We start from the raw sequence: 16951 nt of genomic DNA on the forward strand, positions 1-16951 counted from the left end.
AGCACAGGTCTATGTTCGACCGCGAATCAGGACGGGAAGGCGCTACCGTGATGCGCATGGTGCGGGAGTCGAAGATCACCCTTGAGCGCCCCGACATGCGGGCACACGTGCTCAAGGCCGCCCTGCTGGCGATCGAGGAGGTCGGCTTCACGCAGTTGCGCGTCAAGGACATCGCCGACCGGGCCGGGATGAGCACGAGCCACGTGCTCTACTACTTCGGCAGCCGCGACCGCATCCTCATCTCCACCCTGCTCATGAGCGAGGCCGACCTCGACGAGCGCCGCGGAGCCGAGCTGGCCCGCCTGGACGCCCGCGCGGCACTGGACCGCCTGGTCGAGCTCTACCTGCCGCGAGGGCGACAGGACGTGCGCTGGCGGTTGTGGGCGCAGGTCATCGCCCGGCCGCCCGATGACGAGGAGACCCTGCTCCGGCTCGACGGCTTCTTCCGCTCGTGGGCGGCCGAGCTGGCCGCCATCGTGCGCAGGCTGTCGGACCTCGGCGCGGAGGCGGCCGAGGACTTCGCCGTCAGGCACTGCCGCCTCATGGACGGCCTCAGCGGCGACGTCCTGCTCGGCATACCGGGCCACGACGCGCTCTGGGCGAAGGAGACCGTGCTCGCGTCCATGCGCCGCGAGCTCGCCTGACGCCGCGCCGGATCCGGTCCGGAGCCGAGATCGCGGGGCTGCGGCGGCGTGACGCGTACGGGAGCCTGATCGTGCTCGCCGCGGCAGCCGGCAGTTCAGCGGGCGAGATCGGCCTCGATGGCGCCGGCGACACGGGAAAGGGTGTCGACCAGTGACGGCAGCCGGTGCTTGTCGTAGCGTCCGCTCGGCATCGACACCGACAGGCCGGCGAGGGCGGTCCCGTCCGGGGCCCTGACCGGCACACCGACCGCCACCACGCCGCGCTCCGAGCGGCCCTGGTTGAGCGCGAAACCCTTGCGCCGCACCCGGGCCAGCTCGGTCCGCAGCCGGTCCAGGTCGGGCCGCGCGGTAAGCCGCTCAGCAGGCCGGTCGGCGTACCGCTCGGCCGGGTAGACCGCCTCGAGTTCCTCGTCGGTCAGCTCCGCCAGCAGCAGCAGCCCCGCCGTGGTGTGGTGGGCCGGGAACACCATGCCCTCGCGGGAGCCCACCCGCAGGGTCTGGGAACACTCGACGCTGGCGATGAACCGGACGGTGTCCCCGGTGCGCACCGTCAGGTTGGCGGACTCGTCGAGCACGCCGACCAGCCGGTGCAGGTGCGGCAGGGCCGCCGCCCGCAGGCGAGATGCGGCCGAGGGGGAGTGGGCCGCGAGCTCCAGGATCGGGCCGGCCCGGTAGAGGCGCCGCTCGTCCTGCACCGCGAAGTCCCGGTAGACCAGCATCGCGAGCAGCCGGTGCGCGGTGGAGCGGGCCACGCCCAGCCGCTCGGCGACCTCCGAGACGGTCAGCTCGCCCTCCAGTTGCAGCATCGCGGCGATCCGCAGCGCGTGGTCCACGCTGTTGATCAGGTAGGTCGGCGGATTCTTCAGCGGCTTGCCCACGGGCCCTCGATTCTGCACAGCAGAATTACGTCTTCTCCAGGGGGCTACCGCAGCAACATTAGCCGTATGAGCACCCCTGTGACCACGCCGAACTCCCCGGTGCGACTCCGCGCGATCGACGCGCCGGACCAGCCCGACGTCACTCCCGCGCTCGAAGACCTCTACCGCGGTTTCGAGCAGGAACTGCTCGTGCCGCTGTGGACGGAGATCGGTGACCTGATGCCGGCGCATCCCCGTTCGCGCGCGGTGCCGCACCTGTGGCGCTGGGAGAACCTGCGGCGGCTCGCCGCGCAGGCCGGCGAGCTGGTCCCGGTCGGCCGCGGGGGAGAGCGGCGGGCGATCGCGCTGGCCAACCCCGCGCTGGGCGGACGGCCCTTCGCGACGCCCACGCTGTGGGCCGCGATCCAGTACCTGATGCCGGGGGAGGACGCTCCCGAGCATCGCCACACCCAGCACGCCTTCCGCTTCGTCGTCGAGGGCGAGGGCGTGTGGACTGTCGTCGGCGGCGACGCGGTCCCGATGCGCCGCGGTGACTTCCTCCCGCAGGCCGGCTGGAACTGGCACGCCCACCACAACGCGACCGCCGAGCCGATGGCCTGGCTCGACGGCCTGGACATCCCCTTCCAGTACCTCACCGAGACGCAGTTCTTCGAGTTCGGCCGCGACGCGATCGGCGACGCCGAGCGGATCACCCCCGAGCGGTCGCGCTCCGAGCGGCTGTGGGGCCACCCCGGCCTGCGTCCGCTGTCGGTCGGCGAGCTCACCCCGGGCACCCCGCTGCTGTCCTACAAGTGGGAGTTCACCGACCGCGCCCTGGCCGACCAGCTCGCCCTGGAGGCCGAGGGCTTCGGCGGGACGGTCGAGCCCGGCCACGCCGCCGTCCGCTACACCAACCCCGCCACCGGCGCCGACGTGCTGCCCACACTCCGCGCCGAGATGCACCGCATCGCCCGCGGCGCCGAGACCACCCCGGTCCGGGAGACCGGCTCGTCGGTCTACCAGGTCTTCGACGGCTCCGGCACCGTGACCGTCGGCGACAGGACCTGGACGGTCACCCGCGGCGACCTGTTCGCCGTCCCGTCCTGGCAGCCCTTCTCGGCACGCTCCGAGGCCGGCTCCACCGACTCCGACTCCGGCGCGCTGGATCTGTTCCGGTTCGGCGACGCCCCGGTCTTTGAGGCTCTCCGGCTCGACCGCACCCAGTACGACACCCGTATCGAAGGGACCACCCGATGAAGCTCGCCACCCTCCGCGTCGATGGCTCGACCCGGGCCGTACGGCTCGACGGCGATCGGCTGGTCGACCTCGGCGCCGCCGACCTCGGTGAGCTCCTCGCCTCAGGCGACTGGGCCGCCAAGGCCGCCGCCGCCGACGCCGGCACCGCCACGACGTACCCGGCCGACGGTGCGGACTTCGCGCCGGTGGTCCCGCGCCCCTCGAAGGTCGTCTGCGTGGGGCTCAACTACAAGAACCACATCCAGGAGATGGGCCGCGACCTGCCGCGGTACCCCACCCTGTTCGCGAAGTTCGCCGACTGCCTCGTCGGCGCCCGCGACGACATCGCCCGCCCCGAGGAGACCGAGGAGTTCGACTGGGAGGTCGAGCTCGCCGTGGTGATCGGTGCGCCGGTCCGCCGCGCCCGGGGCGCGGAGGCCGAGGCCGCGATCGCGGGCTTCACCGTACTCAACGACGTCACCTGCCGCGACTGGCAGTTCCGCACCCGTGAGTGGTTGCAGGGCAAGATCTGGGACTCCTCCACCCCCGTCGGCCCCTACCTCGTCACCCCCGACGAACTGCCCGGCGGCGTACGCCCCGAGGTCGAGGTCAGCCTCAGCGTCGACGGCGAGGTGATGCAACACGACAACACCGGCGACCTGCTCTTCGACCCGGTCGCACTGGTCGAGTACGTCTCGACCATCGTGCGTCTCAACCCCGGCGACATCATCGCCACCGGCACCCCCGGCGGCGTCGGCCACGCCCGCACCCCCAAGCGCTACCTGACCGGCGGCGAGCGCGTCGTGGCCGAGATCCGGGGCATCGGCCGGCTTGAGAACACCGTGGCCAAGGACGGGGCGGCCTGATGCGCCGCACCTTCGACGACGTCCTGAGCTGGTGCGAGATGGGCACCACGCTGCTCCTCGGCGCCGCCGCCGGATGGGGGGAGGAGCAGTACCTCGCCCCTTCCGGGCTCCCCGGCTGGACCCGCAAGCACCTGGTGGCCCACGTGGCGGCGAACGCCGACGCACTGAGCAATCTGGTGCGCTGGGCCGCCACCGGCGAGCCGACCCCGATGTACTCCTCGCCGCAACAGCGCGACGCCGACATCGAGGCGGGCTCCCGCAAGCCGGCCGCCGAGCTGGCCGCCTGGCTGACCTCGTCCGCCGAACGGCTCGCCGCCGGCATCGCCGGGCTGGACGACGACCGGTGGAACGCCGAGGTCGTCACCGCCCAGGGCCGTACCGTCCCCGCGACCGAGATCCCGTGGCTGCGCTCCCGCGAGGTCTGCGTCCACGCCGTCGACCTGGCCTCCGGCGTCGCCTTCACCGACCTGCCCGCCGGATTCCTGACCGCCCTCGCCGACGACATCGCCGCCAAGCGCGGCGGCGCCGCAGGTCCCGCTGTCGTCCTGGCCGCCACCGACACCGGCGACCGCTGGGAGCTGCCCGGCGAGGGCGAGCCCGCCACCGTCGACGGCCCGCTCGCCGACGTCGCGGCGTACCTCGCCGGACGCCCGCACGCCCTGACCACCCCCGACGGTTCCCTCGCGCCGGCCCTGCCGGCGTGGCTGTGAGCGTCCCGGCTTTCGAGGAGAGCAGCGTGACGACATCCACCACCTCCGCGAACCCCGTCGACGTCCTGATCGTCGGAGGCGGCATCGGCGGCCTGAGCGCGGCCTTCGCCCTGGCCCGCGAGGGCCTGCGGGTACGCGTGCTGGAGCAGGCCCGCGAGTTCGGCGAGGTCGGCGCCGGCCTCCAGATCGCACCCAACTGCACCAGGATCCTGCATGACTACGGCCTGCTGGAGGAGGCCAAGAGCCTCGGCGTGCTGCCGAAGAGCATGGTGATGCGCGACGCCGTGGACGGCCGTGAACTGACCCGCCTGGACCTGGTCGACCTGGAACGCAGGTACGGCTTCCCGTACATGGTCATCCACCGCAGCGACCTGCACGGCATCTTCCTTGGCGCCTGCCGGGGCGCGGGAGTCGACCTGGTGACCGACGCCCGCGTCGGCGGCTACGAGAACACGGCGTCCGGCGCCCGGGTGCTGCTGGCGGACGGCCGCACCGACGAGGCCGCGATCGTCATCGCCGCCGACGGCCTGCACTCGGTCGCGCGCCGGCTTCTGGTCGAGGACGAGCCGGTCAGCTCCTCCTACGTCGCCTACCGCGCCGCGGTGCCCATCGAGCGGGCCGGCCGGGACGTCGACCTCAGCGAGGTCTCGGTCCACGTCGGCCCGCGCTGCCACTTCGTCCAATACGGGCTGCGCGGCGGCGAGATGCTCAACCAGGTCGCGGTCTTCGAGTCCCCCAAGGCCCTCGCGGGCGAGGCGGACTGGGGCACGCCCGACGAACTGGACGCCGCCTTCGCCGCCACCTGCCCGGAGGTTCGGGCCGGCATCCCGCTGATGTGGCGCGACCGCTGGTGGCGGATGTTCGACCGCGACCCGATCACGACCTGGGTCGACGGCAACATCGCGCTGCTCGGCGACGCCGCCCACCCGCCGCTGCAGTACATGGCCCAGGGCGCGATCATGGCCGTCGAGGACGGCTGGGTGCTGGCCAGGCACGTCGCCGCTCGCCGCGCCGAGGACGGCGCGATCGACTGGCAGGGCGCCCTGGCAGCCTACGAAGCCGTCCGCCCCGAGCACTGTCGGCGCGTCCTGACCACGGCCCGCGCCTGGGGCGAGCTGTGGCACCTGGACGGCGCCGCCCGCCTCCGGCGCAACACGCTCCTGCGGGCCCGCGACACCTACGACTACTCCTTCACCGATTGGATCTACGGCCCCACGGCGCTGACGCCGGAGGAGGAGCCGCCGATGTTCTCACCGATCCCGCTGGACTCCGTTCGTGTCGACTGAAACCCGTTGGACCCTGTCGGTGTCTCCGGCCTGACCGGCGGGGGCGGAGCTCGGTGGCGCCCGATGTCCAACGAACCGCCGCCCGACGCGCACAACGCGCTGCTGCCGGCGGACGCGTTCCACCTGCCGGTCGGTCGCCCCGTCACCCACAAGATCTACCGCGACGTCGCCCACCCGTCCCGGCTCGTGCTGCCGTTCACCAAGCGCACCGCGGTGGAGAACAGGCAGCCGACCAAGGCATTCGTCGGACCGTCGAACCCGCCTCATCCTGACAGCGGGCTGGATTGCCGAACCGGAAATCTGGTCCGAGGAACTCAACGATTGAGCAGCCGAACGTCGGGGTGCTGATGTTCATCGCGTACCGGGCCATGGAGAGCGAGGCCTTGAGCGGCTTCGCCGGAGGAACCAGCTCCCCGAAGCAGATCAAGCCGCTCATCGCCGCGCTCGTGGCCATCGCCGACGCGATCACTCGCGCCCGCTGAGAAGCCGGTTCAGCGGAGGAGGTCGCGCCGACTCAATGTGCTGCCGAGCGCGGCCGCCGTCGCGCGCACCGCCGTCACGTGTCCCTCGGGCCGGAACCTGTGCCTGGGGCCGGCCACGCTGATCGCGGCGAGCGGCTCGTCGCCGCCCCCCAGCACCGGCGCGGCGACACACACGAGCCCGACGGCCGACTCCTCCTGCTCGAACGCGACGCCGGTCTCGGTGACGTGCTGCAACTGGCGCCGGAGGATGCCCGGCGCGACGACGGTGTGCGGCGTGCGCCGCTCGAGCGGCCCGGTCAGCACCTCGCGCCGCAGGTCGGCGTCGGCGTACGCGAGCAGAGCCTTGCCGATCGCGGTGCAGTGCAGCGGCATGCGACCGCCCGTGCGCGAGGGCGCCTTGGCTTGGCGGTGGCCCCCGATCTTGGCGACGTAGACGACGTCGTGACCCTCCCGCACTCCGAGGTGGACGGTCTCGTGGGTGCGTTCGTAAAGGTCCTGAAGGAACGGCATCGCGACCTCGAGCAGGCTGCGCTCCAGCGAGGCGAGCATCCCGAGCTCGAAGAGGCCGCCGCTGAGCCGGTAGCCGCCGTCGGCGCGGTCGAGCAGGCGGTTGGCGACCAGGTCGCCGGACAGCCGGTGCACAGTCGCCTTGTGGAGGCCGGTACGCCGCACCAGCTCGGCGAGGCTGACGACCCGGTCCTCGGACCGGAAGGCACGAAGGATCGTCACCGCCTTGCCCAGCACGGTGTCGAGGTCGGCCGTTTCCTTCACCTCCGCAGCGTATCGCTGAACGAGACGAAGTGCTGGTTCGGCGCCGGAGGCCGCCCGCACAGTGGGAGAGTGACCGAAACCACCGGGCTCGCCGCCACGAGCCAGTCCGACATCGCCGCCGCGGTCGAGCGGCTCGCCGGGGCGTCCGCGTCCGGCGTGCCCTGCGCCCCCGTGCGGGACCTGATCGGCCGGGACGACCTGGCCGCCGCGTACGCCGTCCAGGCGGCGCTCACCGGGCGCCGCCTCGCCGCCGGCGCCCGGATCACCGGCCGCAAAATCGGCCTGACCTCGGAGGCCGTGCAACGGCAGCTCGGCGTCGACCAGCCCGACCTCGGCGTCCTCTTCGACGACATGGCGTACGCCGACGGGGACGCGATCCCGGTCGGGCGGGTCCTCCAGCCACGGGTCGAGGCGGAGATCGCGTTCGTGCTCCGTTCCGACGTGGCCGACGGCCCGCTCGACGCCCCGCAGGTCCGGGAGGCGATCGAGTACGGCGTCGCCGCGCTCGAGATCTGCGGCAGCCGGATCGCCGGATGGGACATCGCCTTCGGCGACACGGTCGCCGACAACGCCTCCTCGGGTGCCTACGTGCTCGGGACCGAGCGCCGCTCCCTCGACGAGTTCGAGCCGGTGGACGTCGCGATGTCGATGAGCATCAACGGTGAGGAGGTATCCACCGGGACCGGCGCGGCCTGCCTGGGCGACCCGATCGAGGCCGTCGTGTGGCTGGCCCGCATGGCCCGCGACCTCGGCGAGCCGCTGCGCGCGGGGCAGGTCGTCCTCTCCGGCGCGCTCGGCCAGATGCGGCCGGTCGCCGCCGGTGACACCGTCGCCGCCACCCTGTCCGGCCTCGGCACGGTGACGGTCCGCTTCGTCGAAGGAGCAGCACCATGAGCAAGACGAAGGTCGCGATCATCGGATCGGGCAACATCGGCACCGACCTGATGATCAAGGTGCTGCGCGGCGCGCACCACCTCGAGATGGGCGCCATGGTCGGCATCGACCCCGAGTCGGACGGCCTGGCCCGCGCCGCCCGGTTCGGCGTCCGGACGACGCACGAGGGCGTCGACGGGCTGATCGCGCTGCCGGACTTCGACGAGATCGGGATCGTCTTCGACGCGACCTCGGCGAAGGCGCACGAGGTGAACGCCGCGAAGCTGACCCCGCTCGGGAAGCGGCTGATCGACCTGACCCCGGCGGCGATCGGGCCCTACGTCATCCCCGCTGTCAACCTCGACGAGCACCTCGACGCACCCGACGTCAACATGGTCACCTGTGGCGGCCAGGCGACGATCCCGATCGTCGCCGCCGTCGCCCGTGTGGTGCCGGTCGAGTTCGCCGAGATCGTCGCGTCGATCGCGTCGAAGTCGGCCGGTCCGGGCACCCGCGCCAACATCGATGAGTTCACCGAGACCACCGCGGCCGCCATCGAGCAGGTCGGCGGGGCGCGCCGCGGCAAGGCGATCATCATACTCAACCCCGCCGAGCCACCGATGATCATGCGGGACACGGTTTTCTGCCTCGTCGCAGCACCGGACCCGGCCGCACAGGAGGAGATCCGGCGGTCGATCGAGAAGATGGTCGCCGACGTCGCCGCCTACGTCCCCGGCTACCGGCTCAAACAGCAGGTGCAGATCACCGAGATCCCCGCCGACCAGCCGATCGGGACGCTCCTCGCCGGCGGCGCCTCCCGGCCCACCCACCAGGTGTCGGTCTTCCTCGAGGTCGAGGGCGCCGCACACTACCTCCCGGCCTACGCCGGCAACCTCGACATCATGACCTCCGCCGGCCTGCGGGTCGCGGAGCGCATCGCGGCAGGGAAGGCGGGTCACTGATGGCTACTCCGATCTTCGTCCAGGATGTCACGCTGCGCGATGGGATGCACGCCGTACGCCACCGGATCACCCTGGAGGACGTCAAGCGCATCGTCATCGCGCTCGACCGGGCCGGCGTCGACGCGATCGAGGTCGCGCACGGTGACGGCCTTGCCGGAGGGTCGCTCAACTACGGTCCCGGGTCGCACACGGACTGGGAGTGGATCGAAGCCGCGGCATCGGTGCTGGTGAACGCCCGCCTCACCACGCTGCTGCTGCCGGGCGTCGGCACCGTCCACGAGCTGAAGCACGCGTACGACCTCGGCGTCCGCTCCGTCCGGGTCGCCACGCACTGCACCGAGGCCGACATCTCCGCCCAGCACATCGCTGCGGCGCGCGAACTCGGCATGGACGTGTCCGGTTTCCTGATGCTCTCCCACATGGCCCCGCCGGAGGAGCTGGCCCGGCAGGCGAAGCTGATGGAGTCCTACGGCGCGCACTGCGTCTACGTCACCGACTCCGGCGGCAGGCTCACGATGAACGACGTGGCCGCGCGGGTCCGCGCGTACCGCGACGTTCTTGACGCCGGGACCGAGATCGGCGTCCACGCCCATGAGAACCTCTCGCTGTCGGTCGCCAACTCCGTCGTCGCGGTCGAGAACGGCGTCTACCGGGTCGACGCGTCGCTGGCCGGTCACGGCGCGGGCGCGGGCAACTGCCCGCTGGAGGCGTTCATCGCGGTCGCGAACCTCTCGGACTTCGAGCACCGATGCGACCTGTTCCAGCTCCAGGACGCCGCCGACGACATCGTCCGCCCGCTGCAGGACCGCCCGGTTCGTGTCGACCGGGAGACCCTCACCCTGGGGTACGCCGGCGTCTACTCGTCGTTCCTCCGCCATGCGGAGACCGCCGCCGCACGGTACGGCGTCGACGTCCGCGACATCCTCATGGAGTGCGGGCGCCGCCGGCTCGTGGGCGGCCAGGAGGACATGATCGTCGACATCGCGCTCACGATCGTCGCCGGGCGCGAGAAACGGCCCGCCTGACCGTCGCGCCGCCCCGGGTCCGCCTCAGCGGTCGGCGATCAGCGCCTCGCCGATCGCCACCATGGCGTCGGCGAGCTGCTCCATGAACTCCGAGATCGGCTTGCCGTCCTCGGACTGCAGCGAGACGAACGCGCCGTCGAACCCGGCCATGCCGAAGTGGGCGAGGGCGTCCGCGACCGCGTTCGCGGCGTCCTCGCCCTCGCTCGCGAACGACGAGCGGATCATGTGCCGCATGTAGTCGCGGCCCTCGTCGCGGACCGCGATCACGGTCCGCATCGCCTCCCGCGCCTCGGCGGCCTCGTTGCTCATCACCAGCACCAGCAACAGGCGGAGGAACTCCTCCCGGTGCACGAAGACCTCGCCCGTCTTCTGCAGGTACCACCCCAGACGCTCACGCGGGGTGCCGCCCACCGGCGGGTTCCGGTGGGCCTCGCGCATGGCGTCGAAGAAGTTCTGCGCCCCCTGGGCCATGACAGCCGAGAGCAGCCCCGCCTTGGAGTCGAAATGATGGTAGAAGGCGCTCTTCGGCAGGCCCGTCTCCTGCACGAGCGTCGAGATCGACGTACCGGCGTAGCCGCGCACGGACATCACCCGGGCGGCCGCGTCGAGAATCTCCTGCCGCGACCTGCGGCCGCGGCGGTTTCCGGTGTGCGCCTCCCGCGCGGGTTTCTCCACGCGCCGAAGTCTAGAGATGCGGCCATGGCGGCTCATCCCCACGGCCCGGCCGCGGGTGGTGGCTCCGTTCGCGACGGCCCTTGACATGTCGCCGCGGCTCGTTGTTACTCTCCTCACGTCTGAACCGAACGTTCGGTCCAAAAGTGCCGCATCGAGCGCGTGCGGCAGAGAACGGAGTCAGCGCATGACCGAGAGCTACGACGCGGACGTCGCGATCGTCGGGTACGGCCCGACCGGCGTGATCGCCGCACTCACCCTCGCCAGGTACGGCGTCTCCGCCGTCGCCCTCGAGCGGGACAAGGACATCTATCCCCGGGCACGGGCCGTGACCGTCAACGACTGGACGATGCGGATCTTCCAGGACCTCGGCGTCGACGAGCGGATCGAGAAGAAGATCGACCCCCAGCGGGCCCTGCGGTGGGTGACCTACGGCGGCACGGAGATCATGCGGGTCGAGCACCCGCCCTCGACGCTGGGCCGCAGGCCGCGCTTCTACAACATCTACCAGCCGACGATGGAGGCCGAGCTGCGCGCGGCCGCGCGGGAGCACGGCGACCGCATCGCCGTCCACTACGGCGCCGAGGTCACCGGGATCGACCAGGACGCCGACGGCGTCACCGTCACCTCGACGGACACCGCGACCGGCGAGACCCGCACCACCCGCGCCCGATACGCGATCGGTGCCGACGGCGGCAGCAGCACGATCCGCGGAGTGGTGGGCTGCCGCCTGCTGGGCGACACCAACGACGTCATGTGGGTGATCATCGACTGCCGCGTCAAGAGGTGGTGGCCCGACCGGGACTTCCTGACCTTCTGGTCCGACAAGGAGCGGCCGGTCGTCGACATCGCGCTCTCCGCCGGCAACCACCGATGGGAGATCCCGCTCAAACCCGGCGAGTCCCCTGAGAACTACCCGACCAGCGCCGAGGTCTGGCCGCTGCTCAAGGCGCTCGGTGTCACCGAGGAGGACGTCGAGATCCACCAGCACGCCTTCTACAAGCATCACACCCGGATGGCTGACACATGGCGCAAGGGCCGGGTGTTCCTGGCCGGGGACGCGGCCCACCTGATGCCGCCGTGGGCCGGAGCCGGGATGCAGACCGGAATGCGCGACGCCCACAACCTGGGCTGGAAGCTCGCCCGGGTGATCAAGGGAGAGCTGCCCGAAAGCTGGCTGGACACCTACGAGGCGGAGCGGCGCCCGAACGCCGCCTTCTACACCCGGCTCGCGGTCGAGCTCGGGCGGGTCATCAAGCAGGAGCTGTCCGAGGAGGAGCAGGCCGCGATGAACGCGGTTCCTCAGGACACGGTCACCCCGTTCGAGCCGCCGCTCATCGCCCCGCCGGTGCTCGAGGGCGGATGGATCAGGGGGCCGCTGGGCGACGCCAGCATCGTCGGCCGGATGGTCCCGCAGCCGACCGCCGGCGACGCCGCCGGCCGGATGGCGCGCCTGGACGATCTCCTCGGCGACGGCTTCGTGCTGCTCGGCGACGACATCGACCCCGCGACCCTGCTGACGGCGGAGGAGAAGGCGGGCTGGGACGCGCTCGATGCCCTCTACGTCGCGGTACGGCCGAAGACCGCGTACACGCAGGGCCCGGACGAGATCGTCGACCTCGACGAGGTCCTCCTGCCGTGGCTGCGCCGGTACGGCGCCCGCGCCGTGGCGCTCCGTCCGGACAAGTTCGTCGCGGCGGCGGACGTCAGCAGCCTCGCCGTCCCCGCCTGAGATCGGTTACCTGAGAAGGAGAAGAGAGATGTCCGGAGTCAAGGAGCTCGGTTACGTCGTCTACGAGGTCGGCGACCTCGCTGACTGGGAGCGCTTCGCCGTCGAGCTGCTGGGCATGCAGTTCGGAGAGAAGACCGATGGCGGGTTCACGCTGCGCACGGACGAGAAGGCGCACCGCTGGATCATCACGAGGGGGCCCGCCGACGACCTGGTGGCCACCGGCTACGAGGTCTCGGACTCCGCCACGCTCGACGCGCTGGTCGAGAAGGTCCGTGCGGCCGGGATCGAGGTCACCGAAGGCGGCGACGCCCTCGCCGCCGCCCGCAAGGTGGAGCGGATCTTCGTCACCACGGACCCCATGGGCAACCGGGTCGAGCTGGTCACCGGCCTGGCCGACGCCGCCACGCCGTTCGCGTCCGCGAAGCTGCTCGGCGGGTTCGTGACGGGCGCCGGCGGCGCGGGCCACCAGGTCCTCCTGGCGCACGGCGTCTCGCGAGAGACCTACCTGCACTTCTACATCGACCTGCTCGGCTTCAAGATCAGCGACGTCATCGTCGAGGAACTGGCCCCGGGCGTGGTCGCCGACCTGATCTTCCTGCACTGCAACGGCCGTCACCACACCGTGGCCTTCGGCGACCTGCCGTCGCCGAAGAAGACCCATCACTTCATGGTCGAGGTGACCGACATCCGCGACGTCGGACTGGCCTACGACCGGTGCATGGACGCCAAGCAGCCGTTCGAGATGACGCTCGGGATGCATCCGAACGACCAGATGTTCAGCTTCTACGTCTTCACTCCCTCGGGCTTCAGCGTCGAGTACGGCTGGGGCGGGCTGATCATCGACGACGAGACGTGGGAGGTGAAGACGCTCGACAGGCTGCACAGCTGGGGCCACCGCCCCCCGGGCGTCGTCGCCGGGCTGCTGGCCGCCGCGTCCGCGCCGAACGGGGAGGCCAACTGATGACCCTCGACGCCAAGGACATCGCGCGCACGGTCCAGACCGAGGACTGGAAGCTCCGCTACTACGAGGCGGGCTCCGGCCATCCGGTCGTGCTGCTGCACGGCAGCGGACCGGGCGCGACGGGGTGGAGCAACTTCGCCGGCAACATCGAGGCGCTGGCCGAGCACTTCCACGTATACGCCGTCGACATGCCCGGCTGGGGCGAGTCGGATCCCGCGACCGTCGACCGGCTCGACCACGTGGAGGCGGCGATCCAGTTCCTGGACGCCCTCGGCATCGAGAAGGCCGCGTTCGTCGGCAACTCGATGGGCGGTCAGACTTCGCTGCGCCTGGCCACGGAGCATCCCTCCCGGATCTCGCATCTGGTCACCATGGGTCCGCCGGTCGGCCGGATGCCCACGCTCTTCGGTGCCGGTGACGGCCCGTCCGAGGGCCTCAAGGTGCTGATCGAGGCCTACCGCGACGCGAGCCCGGAGAACATGCGCCGGCTCGTCGAGATCATGGTCTACGACAAGGCCCGGTTCGCCACCCCCGAGCTGTGCCGGGCGCGTTCGGACGCCGCGCTCGCCCGCCTGGACCACCTGCGCAACTACGTGGACGGCCTGCCGAAGGGCGCCCCGCTGCCGAAGTGGGTCAAGCCAGAGCTGCTGCCGGCGATCCAGGTGCCGACCCTGCTCATCCACGGCCGCGACGACCGCGTGGTCCCGTTCGAAACCTCCCTGTACCTGCTGGCGAACATCCCGAACAGCCGGCTGGTGTTGCTCAACCGCTGCGGGCATTGGGCGATGATCGAGCACGCCGACGAGTTCAACCGGCTGGTCGCCGACTTCATCGCGAACAACTGACCTCGGCGGTTCAGGTCCGTTCGGTCGCCGAGCACGGTGGTGAGGGCCATCCCCACCTCGCCGTGCTCCGCGACCGACCGGAGCGTCGGGGGTGGACGCTGTCGGACGGACCGCCGGACGGCACCCACCCGTCGATGGTGACGAAGAAGACGTTGCGGTCGCCGGCGTTGTCGACGGTCTGCACCGTCGCGCCGGGAGAGATGCCGGTCCCTGGCATCGCGGGGGAGGACCGGGGACCGGTCACAGTGGTCAGCGCAGGTAGACCTTGGGCTGGGGCGGGGTGGACATACCGTTGCCGATGAAGAAGCTCGGGTGCGGCGGCTGGTTGTAGGCGGTGTTCTGCCAGGCCAGGGCGACACGATACTGCGGCCGTCCCTGGCGGACCAGGACTCGGCGCCGGGGCTGCCGGCCCAGATGTCGGCCGACACGCCGCGGACCGTGAGGCAAAGAGGATTTCCCGCCCGCGACGCGGTGCCGGACCTGGGCGGATCAGATCGACGGGGCGGGGCCCGTCGAGTCGCGGACGCTGAGGGTCGTCGCCAGCTGGAGGTGCCGTGAGGCGGGCTGGACGCCGTCCGCCATGCCGAGGACGGTTTCGACGGCCATCCGGCCCATGCCGACGAGAGGCTGCCGGACGGACGTGAGCCGGGGCGTGGTCCACTCGGTCTGCGGAGTGTCGTCGAACCCGGTGACCGACAGCTCGCCGGGGACGGCGATGTGCAGCTCCTTGGCCGCGGCGAGGACGCCGACGGCGATCTCGTCGTTGCCCGCGACGACGGCGGTCGGCCGCTCGTCGAGCGAGAGGATCTCACGGCCGTGCCGGAGTCCCGCCTCGACGGAGAACGCCTCATGGCGGATCAGTGCGCGGTCCGGCGTGATGCCGGCCGAGTCGAGTGCGGCCTGGTATCCGTGGAATCGTTCCACCGAGGGGGCCGAGCCCAGTGGGCCGCCGACCCAGGCGATCCTGCGGTGGCCGAGCCTGATGACGTGTTCGGTCGCCGAGCGACCGCCCGCCCAGTTGGTGGAGCCGATGCTGACGACACGTGATTCGGTGGTATCGATCGGGTCGATCGTCACCACGGGCACTTCGAGATCCTCCGTGGCGAGGAGCACCGCGTCGGGCACGGCGACGGCGAGCGCGATGAGACCGGCGACGCCGGACGCCTTCTGCTCCTCCACCCAGGCGCGGGCCGCCGTACGGTTGGTGCTGATCGGCTCGCCGGGCGGCAGGCGAAGGAGGAGCTCGGCCTGCGCGGAGGTCGCGGCCACGAGAATCCCCTGGAGCACCGTCCCGGCGTAACGGGACTCCACGATGTCGAGCATGGTGACGAGGGTCCGGTCCCGCGTCTGCTCGTGACGTGCCGCCGTCGGCTTGTAGCCGATCTCGGCCATGACTCCGAGGACGAGCTCACGCGTCTTCGCCCCCACATCGCTGCGGCCGTTGAGGACCTTCGACGCTGTCGTCGGCGAGACGCCGGCCAGCCGGGCGACATCCGCCAAGGTGGCCCGCTCGGAACGACCTCGCCGTGGCATCAGGGCTCCTTCCGCGGCTACGAAACTATTTCGAAACCTACCACGGGTTCGGTGTGGGCGATTTGCTCCCGTCCACCCCGTTGACACTGACAGACGCGCCACCTAGTGTCCCTGGCAGTAACGAACAAGTTGCGAAATATTTTCGAAACCATCCTCGGGATGAGAGGAGAGGCTCATGCGGCTCTCCCGGAAGGTACGGCTCCTTTCCGCAGCGCTCGTGCCGATGTTCGCGCTGGCCGCCTGCTCGGGCGGCGGCGGCGGTGGGGGCGGGGCGGCCGGCGGCGGTGACGAACAGGTGAAGCTCACGGTCTGGAGCTGGGACGGCACGGTCGAGCGGGCCGTTTCCGGCTTCCAGGCCGCGAACCCGAACATCAAGGTCGAGGTCGTCAACGCCGGCTCGTCCCAGGACGAGTACAAGGCGCTCGACAACGCCATCCAGGCCGGTTCCGGTGTGCCCGACCTCGTGATGTTCGAGTACTTCGCGGTGCCCTACTTCGCCATCCCGGGCAAGCTCACCGACCTCGGAGAGTTCGGCGTCGAGAAGCTCAAGAACGACTACGTCCCGGCCGCGTGGGGCGACGTGACGGTCAACGGCAAGGTCTACGCCCTGCCGTCCGATTACGGGCCGTCGGCGATGTTCTACAACTCCGCCACGCTCAAGAAGGCCGGCGTCGACAAGGCCCCGGCCACGTGGGACGAGTACTACGAGGCCGCCAAGAAGGTGCACGCGCTCGGCGGCGACCACTACATCGCCCAGGACACGGGGGACATCTTCTTCCTGCTGTCGCTCATCTGGCAGGCCGGCGGTCGCCCGTTCACCGTGAACGGCAACAAGGTGCACATCGACTTCACGGACGAGGGCACGACCAGGGCCGTGGCCTTCTGGCAGAAGATGCTCGACGAGGGCCTGGTCAACACCAAGATCACGGGATGGTCCGACGACTGGAACCGAACGCTCAACGACGGAACCCTCGCCACCCAGACCATGGGCGGCTGGCTGACCTCGACGCTGCCCGAGCGCGCACCGAAGGCCGCCGGTGACTTCAGAGTCGCGCTGATGCCGCAGTGGCGGCAGGGAGACAAGGTCGGAGCGGAGAACGGCGGAAGCTCCTTCGGCATCCCGGCCGCGGCGGGGCACAAGGACGCGGCGTTCAAGTTCCTCGAGTACTTCACGCACGGCGGCGGCCTGTCGTCCCGTGTCGACGCGGGCGCCTTCGTGCCGAACACGTCGGTGCTGGAGAGCGAGGCGTTCCAGAGCAAGGCCAACAAGTACTTCGGCGGCCAGAAGGTCGGCGCGGTGCTGGCCGAGGCCTCGGAGACCGTCGGGAGCGGCTGGCAGTATCCGCCGTTCTTCGAATGGGCGCGCTCGATCTACGGCGACATCGCGTCACCGTTCTACACCACGGGCAAGGTCAAGCTCGCCGAGATCCTCGAACAGTGGAAGCAGCGCTGCATCCAGTACGGCAACGAGCAGGGCTTCGAGGTGGACTAGCGCT

The 16951-nt window shown here is 71.0% G+C and carries 19 protein-coding genes; 14 read left to right on the forward strand and 5 right to left on the reverse strand.

Annotated features, from left to right (window positions below; genetic code table 11):
- Window positions 1-56: 56 nt before the first annotated feature.
- On the forward strand, window positions 57-644 hold the full coding sequence (locus Msi02_RS38770) for a TetR/AcrR family transcriptional regulator (protein WP_204052738.1): 588 nt from the start codon (window positions 57-59) through the stop codon (window positions 642-644).
- Window positions 645-739: 95 nt separating this feature from the next.
- Here Msi02_RS38770 and Msi02_RS38775 read toward each other — a convergent pair whose 3' ends face one another.
- Window positions 740-1522: an IclR family transcriptional regulator gene (locus Msi02_RS38775; protein ID WP_239109168.1), complete on the reverse strand. Its 783-nt coding sequence runs from the start codon at window positions 1520-1522 to the stop codon at window positions 740-742.
- A gap of 66 nt (window positions 1523-1588) precedes the next feature.
- On the opposite strand from Msi02_RS38775, the gene Msi02_RS38780 reads away from it, so the two are divergent.
- The 6 genes from Msi02_RS38780 (at window position 1589) to Msi02_RS44165 (ending at window position 6081) form a co-directional block, all read left to right on the forward strand.
- Entirely contained in the window at window positions 1589-2758 is a 1170-nt protein-coding gene (locus Msi02_RS38780) for a cupin domain-containing protein (RefSeq protein WP_204052739.1), read from the forward strand.
- Window positions 2755-3603: a fumarylacetoacetate hydrolase family protein gene (locus Msi02_RS38785; RefSeq protein ID WP_204052740.1), complete on the forward strand. Its 849-nt coding sequence runs from the start codon at window positions 2755-2757 to the stop codon at window positions 3601-3603. Before Msi02_RS38780 ends, Msi02_RS38785 begins: the two co-directional genes overlap by 4 nt.
- Window positions 3603-4313, forward strand: a complete 711-nt coding sequence (locus Msi02_RS38790; RefSeq protein WP_239109169.1) for a maleylpyruvate isomerase family mycothiol-dependent enzyme — start codon at window positions 3603-3605, stop codon at window positions 4311-4313. Before Msi02_RS38785 ends, Msi02_RS38790 begins: the two co-directional genes overlap by 1 nt.
- 26 nt (window positions 4314-4339) lie before the next feature.
- A complete protein-coding gene (locus Msi02_RS38795; RefSeq protein ID WP_204052741.1) occupies window positions 4340-5599 on the forward strand; it encodes an FAD-dependent oxidoreductase in 1260 nt (419 codons plus the stop codon).
- Between the two features lie 63 nt (window positions 5600-5662).
- The gene (locus tag Msi02_RS38800) at window positions 5663-5947 is read left to right on the forward strand and encodes a hypothetical protein (RefSeq protein WP_204052742.1); all 285 of its coding nucleotides are present in this window, start codon (window positions 5663-5665) and stop codon (window positions 5945-5947) included.
- On the forward strand, window positions 5947-6081 hold the full coding sequence (locus tag Msi02_RS44165) for a hypothetical protein (RefSeq protein WP_256862901.1): 135 nt from the start codon (window positions 5947-5949) through the stop codon (window positions 6079-6081). The genes Msi02_RS38800 and Msi02_RS44165 overlap by 1 nt, the downstream gene beginning before the upstream one ends.
- Before the next feature lie 9 nt (window positions 6082-6090).
- Here Msi02_RS44165 and Msi02_RS38805 read toward each other — a convergent pair whose 3' ends face one another.
- On the reverse strand, window positions 6091-6852 hold the full coding sequence (locus tag Msi02_RS38805; RefSeq protein ID WP_204052743.1) for an IclR family transcriptional regulator: 762 nt from the start codon (window positions 6850-6852) through the stop codon (window positions 6091-6093).
- A gap of 69 nt (window positions 6853-6921) precedes the next feature.
- Here Msi02_RS38805 and Msi02_RS38810 point away from each other — a divergent pair, with 69 nt between their 5' ends.
- Genes Msi02_RS38810 through dmpG form a run of 3 tightly spaced genes read left to right on the forward strand, consistent with a single transcriptional unit; the run spans window position 6922 to window position 9712 of the window.
- Entirely contained in the window at window positions 6922-7746 is an 825-nt protein-coding gene (locus tag Msi02_RS38810; protein WP_239109171.1) for a 2-keto-4-pentenoate hydratase, read from the forward strand.
- Window positions 7743-8687, forward strand: a complete 945-nt coding sequence (locus tag Msi02_RS38815; RefSeq protein WP_204052744.1) for an acetaldehyde dehydrogenase (acetylating) — start codon at window positions 7743-7745, stop codon at window positions 8685-8687. The genes Msi02_RS38810 and Msi02_RS38815 overlap by 4 nt, the downstream gene beginning before the upstream one ends.
- Complete coding sequence (gene dmpG, locus Msi02_RS38820) at window positions 8687-9712, forward strand: 4-hydroxy-2-oxovalerate aldolase (RefSeq protein ID WP_204052745.1); 1026 nt, start codon at window positions 8687-8689, stop codon at window positions 9710-9712. Before Msi02_RS38815 ends, dmpG begins: the two co-directional genes overlap by 1 nt.
- Window positions 9713-9736: 24 nt before the next feature.
- Here the strand turns inward: dmpG and Msi02_RS38825 are convergent, their stop codons facing one another.
- Window positions 9737-10387, reverse strand: coding sequence for a TetR/AcrR family transcriptional regulator (locus Msi02_RS38825; protein WP_204052746.1), 651 nt, complete (start codon window positions 10385-10387; stop codon window positions 9737-9739).
- A 184-nt stretch (window positions 10388-10571) separates the two neighbouring features.
- On the opposite strand from Msi02_RS38825, the gene Msi02_RS38830 reads away from it, so the two are divergent.
- From Msi02_RS38830 to Msi02_RS38840, 3 genes are read left to right on the forward strand one after another with little or no spacing between them, the layout of a single operon-like run.
- Window positions 10572-12116 (forward strand): bifunctional 3-(3-hydroxy-phenyl)propionate/3-hydroxycinnamic acid hydroxylase, encoded by a 1545-nt coding sequence (locus tag Msi02_RS38830; RefSeq protein WP_204052747.1) that lies wholly within the window; start codon window positions 10572-10574, stop codon window positions 12114-12116.
- 28 nt (window positions 12117-12144) lie between these two features.
- On the forward strand, window positions 12145-13077 hold the full coding sequence (locus tag Msi02_RS38835; protein ID WP_204052748.1) for a VOC family protein: 933 nt from the start codon (window positions 12145-12147) through the stop codon (window positions 13075-13077).
- Window positions 13077-13922: an alpha/beta fold hydrolase gene (locus Msi02_RS38840; RefSeq protein WP_204052749.1), complete on the forward strand. Its 846-nt coding sequence runs from the start codon at window positions 13077-13079 to the stop codon at window positions 13920-13922. Before Msi02_RS38835 ends, Msi02_RS38840 begins: the two co-directional genes overlap by 1 nt.
- 249 nt (window positions 13923-14171) lie before the next feature.
- Here the strand turns inward: Msi02_RS38840 and Msi02_RS44170 are convergent, their stop codons facing one another.
- Complete coding sequence (locus Msi02_RS44170; RefSeq protein ID WP_275414216.1) at window positions 14172-14369, reverse strand: rhamnogalacturonan lyase family protein; 198 nt, start codon at window positions 14367-14369, stop codon at window positions 14172-14174.
- A 42-nt stretch (window positions 14370-14411) separates the two neighbouring features.
- The gene (locus Msi02_RS38850) at window positions 14412-15455 is read right to left on the reverse strand and encodes a LacI family DNA-binding transcriptional regulator (RefSeq protein ID WP_204052750.1); all 1044 of its coding nucleotides are present in this window, start codon (window positions 15453-15455) and stop codon (window positions 14412-14414) included.
- A 175-nt stretch (window positions 15456-15630) separates the two neighbouring features.
- Here Msi02_RS38850 and Msi02_RS38855 point away from each other — a divergent pair, with 175 nt between their 5' ends.
- Window positions 15631-16947: an ABC transporter substrate-binding protein gene (locus tag Msi02_RS38855; RefSeq protein WP_204052751.1), complete on the forward strand. Its 1317-nt coding sequence runs from the start codon at window positions 15631-15633 to the stop codon at window positions 16945-16947.
- The last annotated feature ends 4 nt before the right edge of the window (window positions 16948-16951 follow it).

Source organism: Microbispora siamensis (assembly GCF_016863095.1).
Lineage (GTDB): Bacteria > Actinomycetota > Actinomycetes > Streptosporangiales > Streptosporangiaceae > Microbispora > Microbispora siamensis.

Bases quoted from the DNA above. Each gene is read 5' to 3' on its own strand.
- Msi02_RS38770 (WP_204052738.1), top strand. From the start codon at position 57: ATGGTGCGGGAGTCGAAGATCACCCTTGAGCGCCCCGACATGCGGGCA.
- Msi02_RS38780 (WP_204052739.1), top strand. From the start codon at position 1,589: ATGAGCACCCCTGTGACCACGCCGAACTCCCCGGTGCGACTCCGCGCG.
- Msi02_RS38785 (WP_204052740.1), top strand. From the start codon at position 2,755: ATGAAGCTCGCCACCCTCCGCGTCGATGGCTCGACCCGGGCCGTACGG.
- Msi02_RS38790 (WP_239109169.1), top strand. From the start codon at position 3,603: ATGCGCCGCACCTTCGACGACGTCCTGAGCTGGTGCGAGATGGGCACC.
- Msi02_RS38800 (WP_204052742.1), top strand. From the start codon at position 5,663: ATGTCCAACGAACCGCCGCCCGACGCGCACAACGCGCTGCTGCCGGCG.
- Msi02_RS44165 (WP_256862901.1), top strand. From the start codon at position 5,947: ATGTTCATCGCGTACCGGGCCATGGAGAGCGAGGCCTTGAGCGGCTTC.
- Msi02_RS38815 (WP_204052744.1), top strand. From the start codon at position 7,743: ATGAGCAAGACGAAGGTCGCGATCATCGGATCGGGCAACATCGGCACC.
- dmpG (WP_204052745.1), top strand. From the start codon at position 8,687: ATGGCTACTCCGATCTTCGTCCAGGATGTCACGCTGCGCGATGGGATG.
- Msi02_RS38830 (WP_204052747.1), top strand. From the start codon at position 10,572: ATGACCGAGAGCTACGACGCGGACGTCGCGATCGTCGGGTACGGCCCG.
- Msi02_RS38835 (WP_204052748.1), top strand. From the start codon at position 12,145: ATGTCCGGAGTCAAGGAGCTCGGTTACGTCGTCTACGAGGTCGGCGAC.
- Msi02_RS38840 (WP_204052749.1), top strand. From the start codon at position 13,077: ATGACCCTCGACGCCAAGGACATCGCGCGCACGGTCCAGACCGAGGAC.
- Msi02_RS38850 (WP_204052750.1), bottom strand. From the start codon at position 15,455: ATGCCACGGCGAGGTCGTTCCGAGCGGGCCACCTTGGCGGATGTCGCC.
- Msi02_RS38855 (WP_204052751.1), top strand. From the start codon at position 15,631: ATGCGGCTCTCCCGGAAGGTACGGCTCCTTTCCGCAGCGCTCGTGCCG.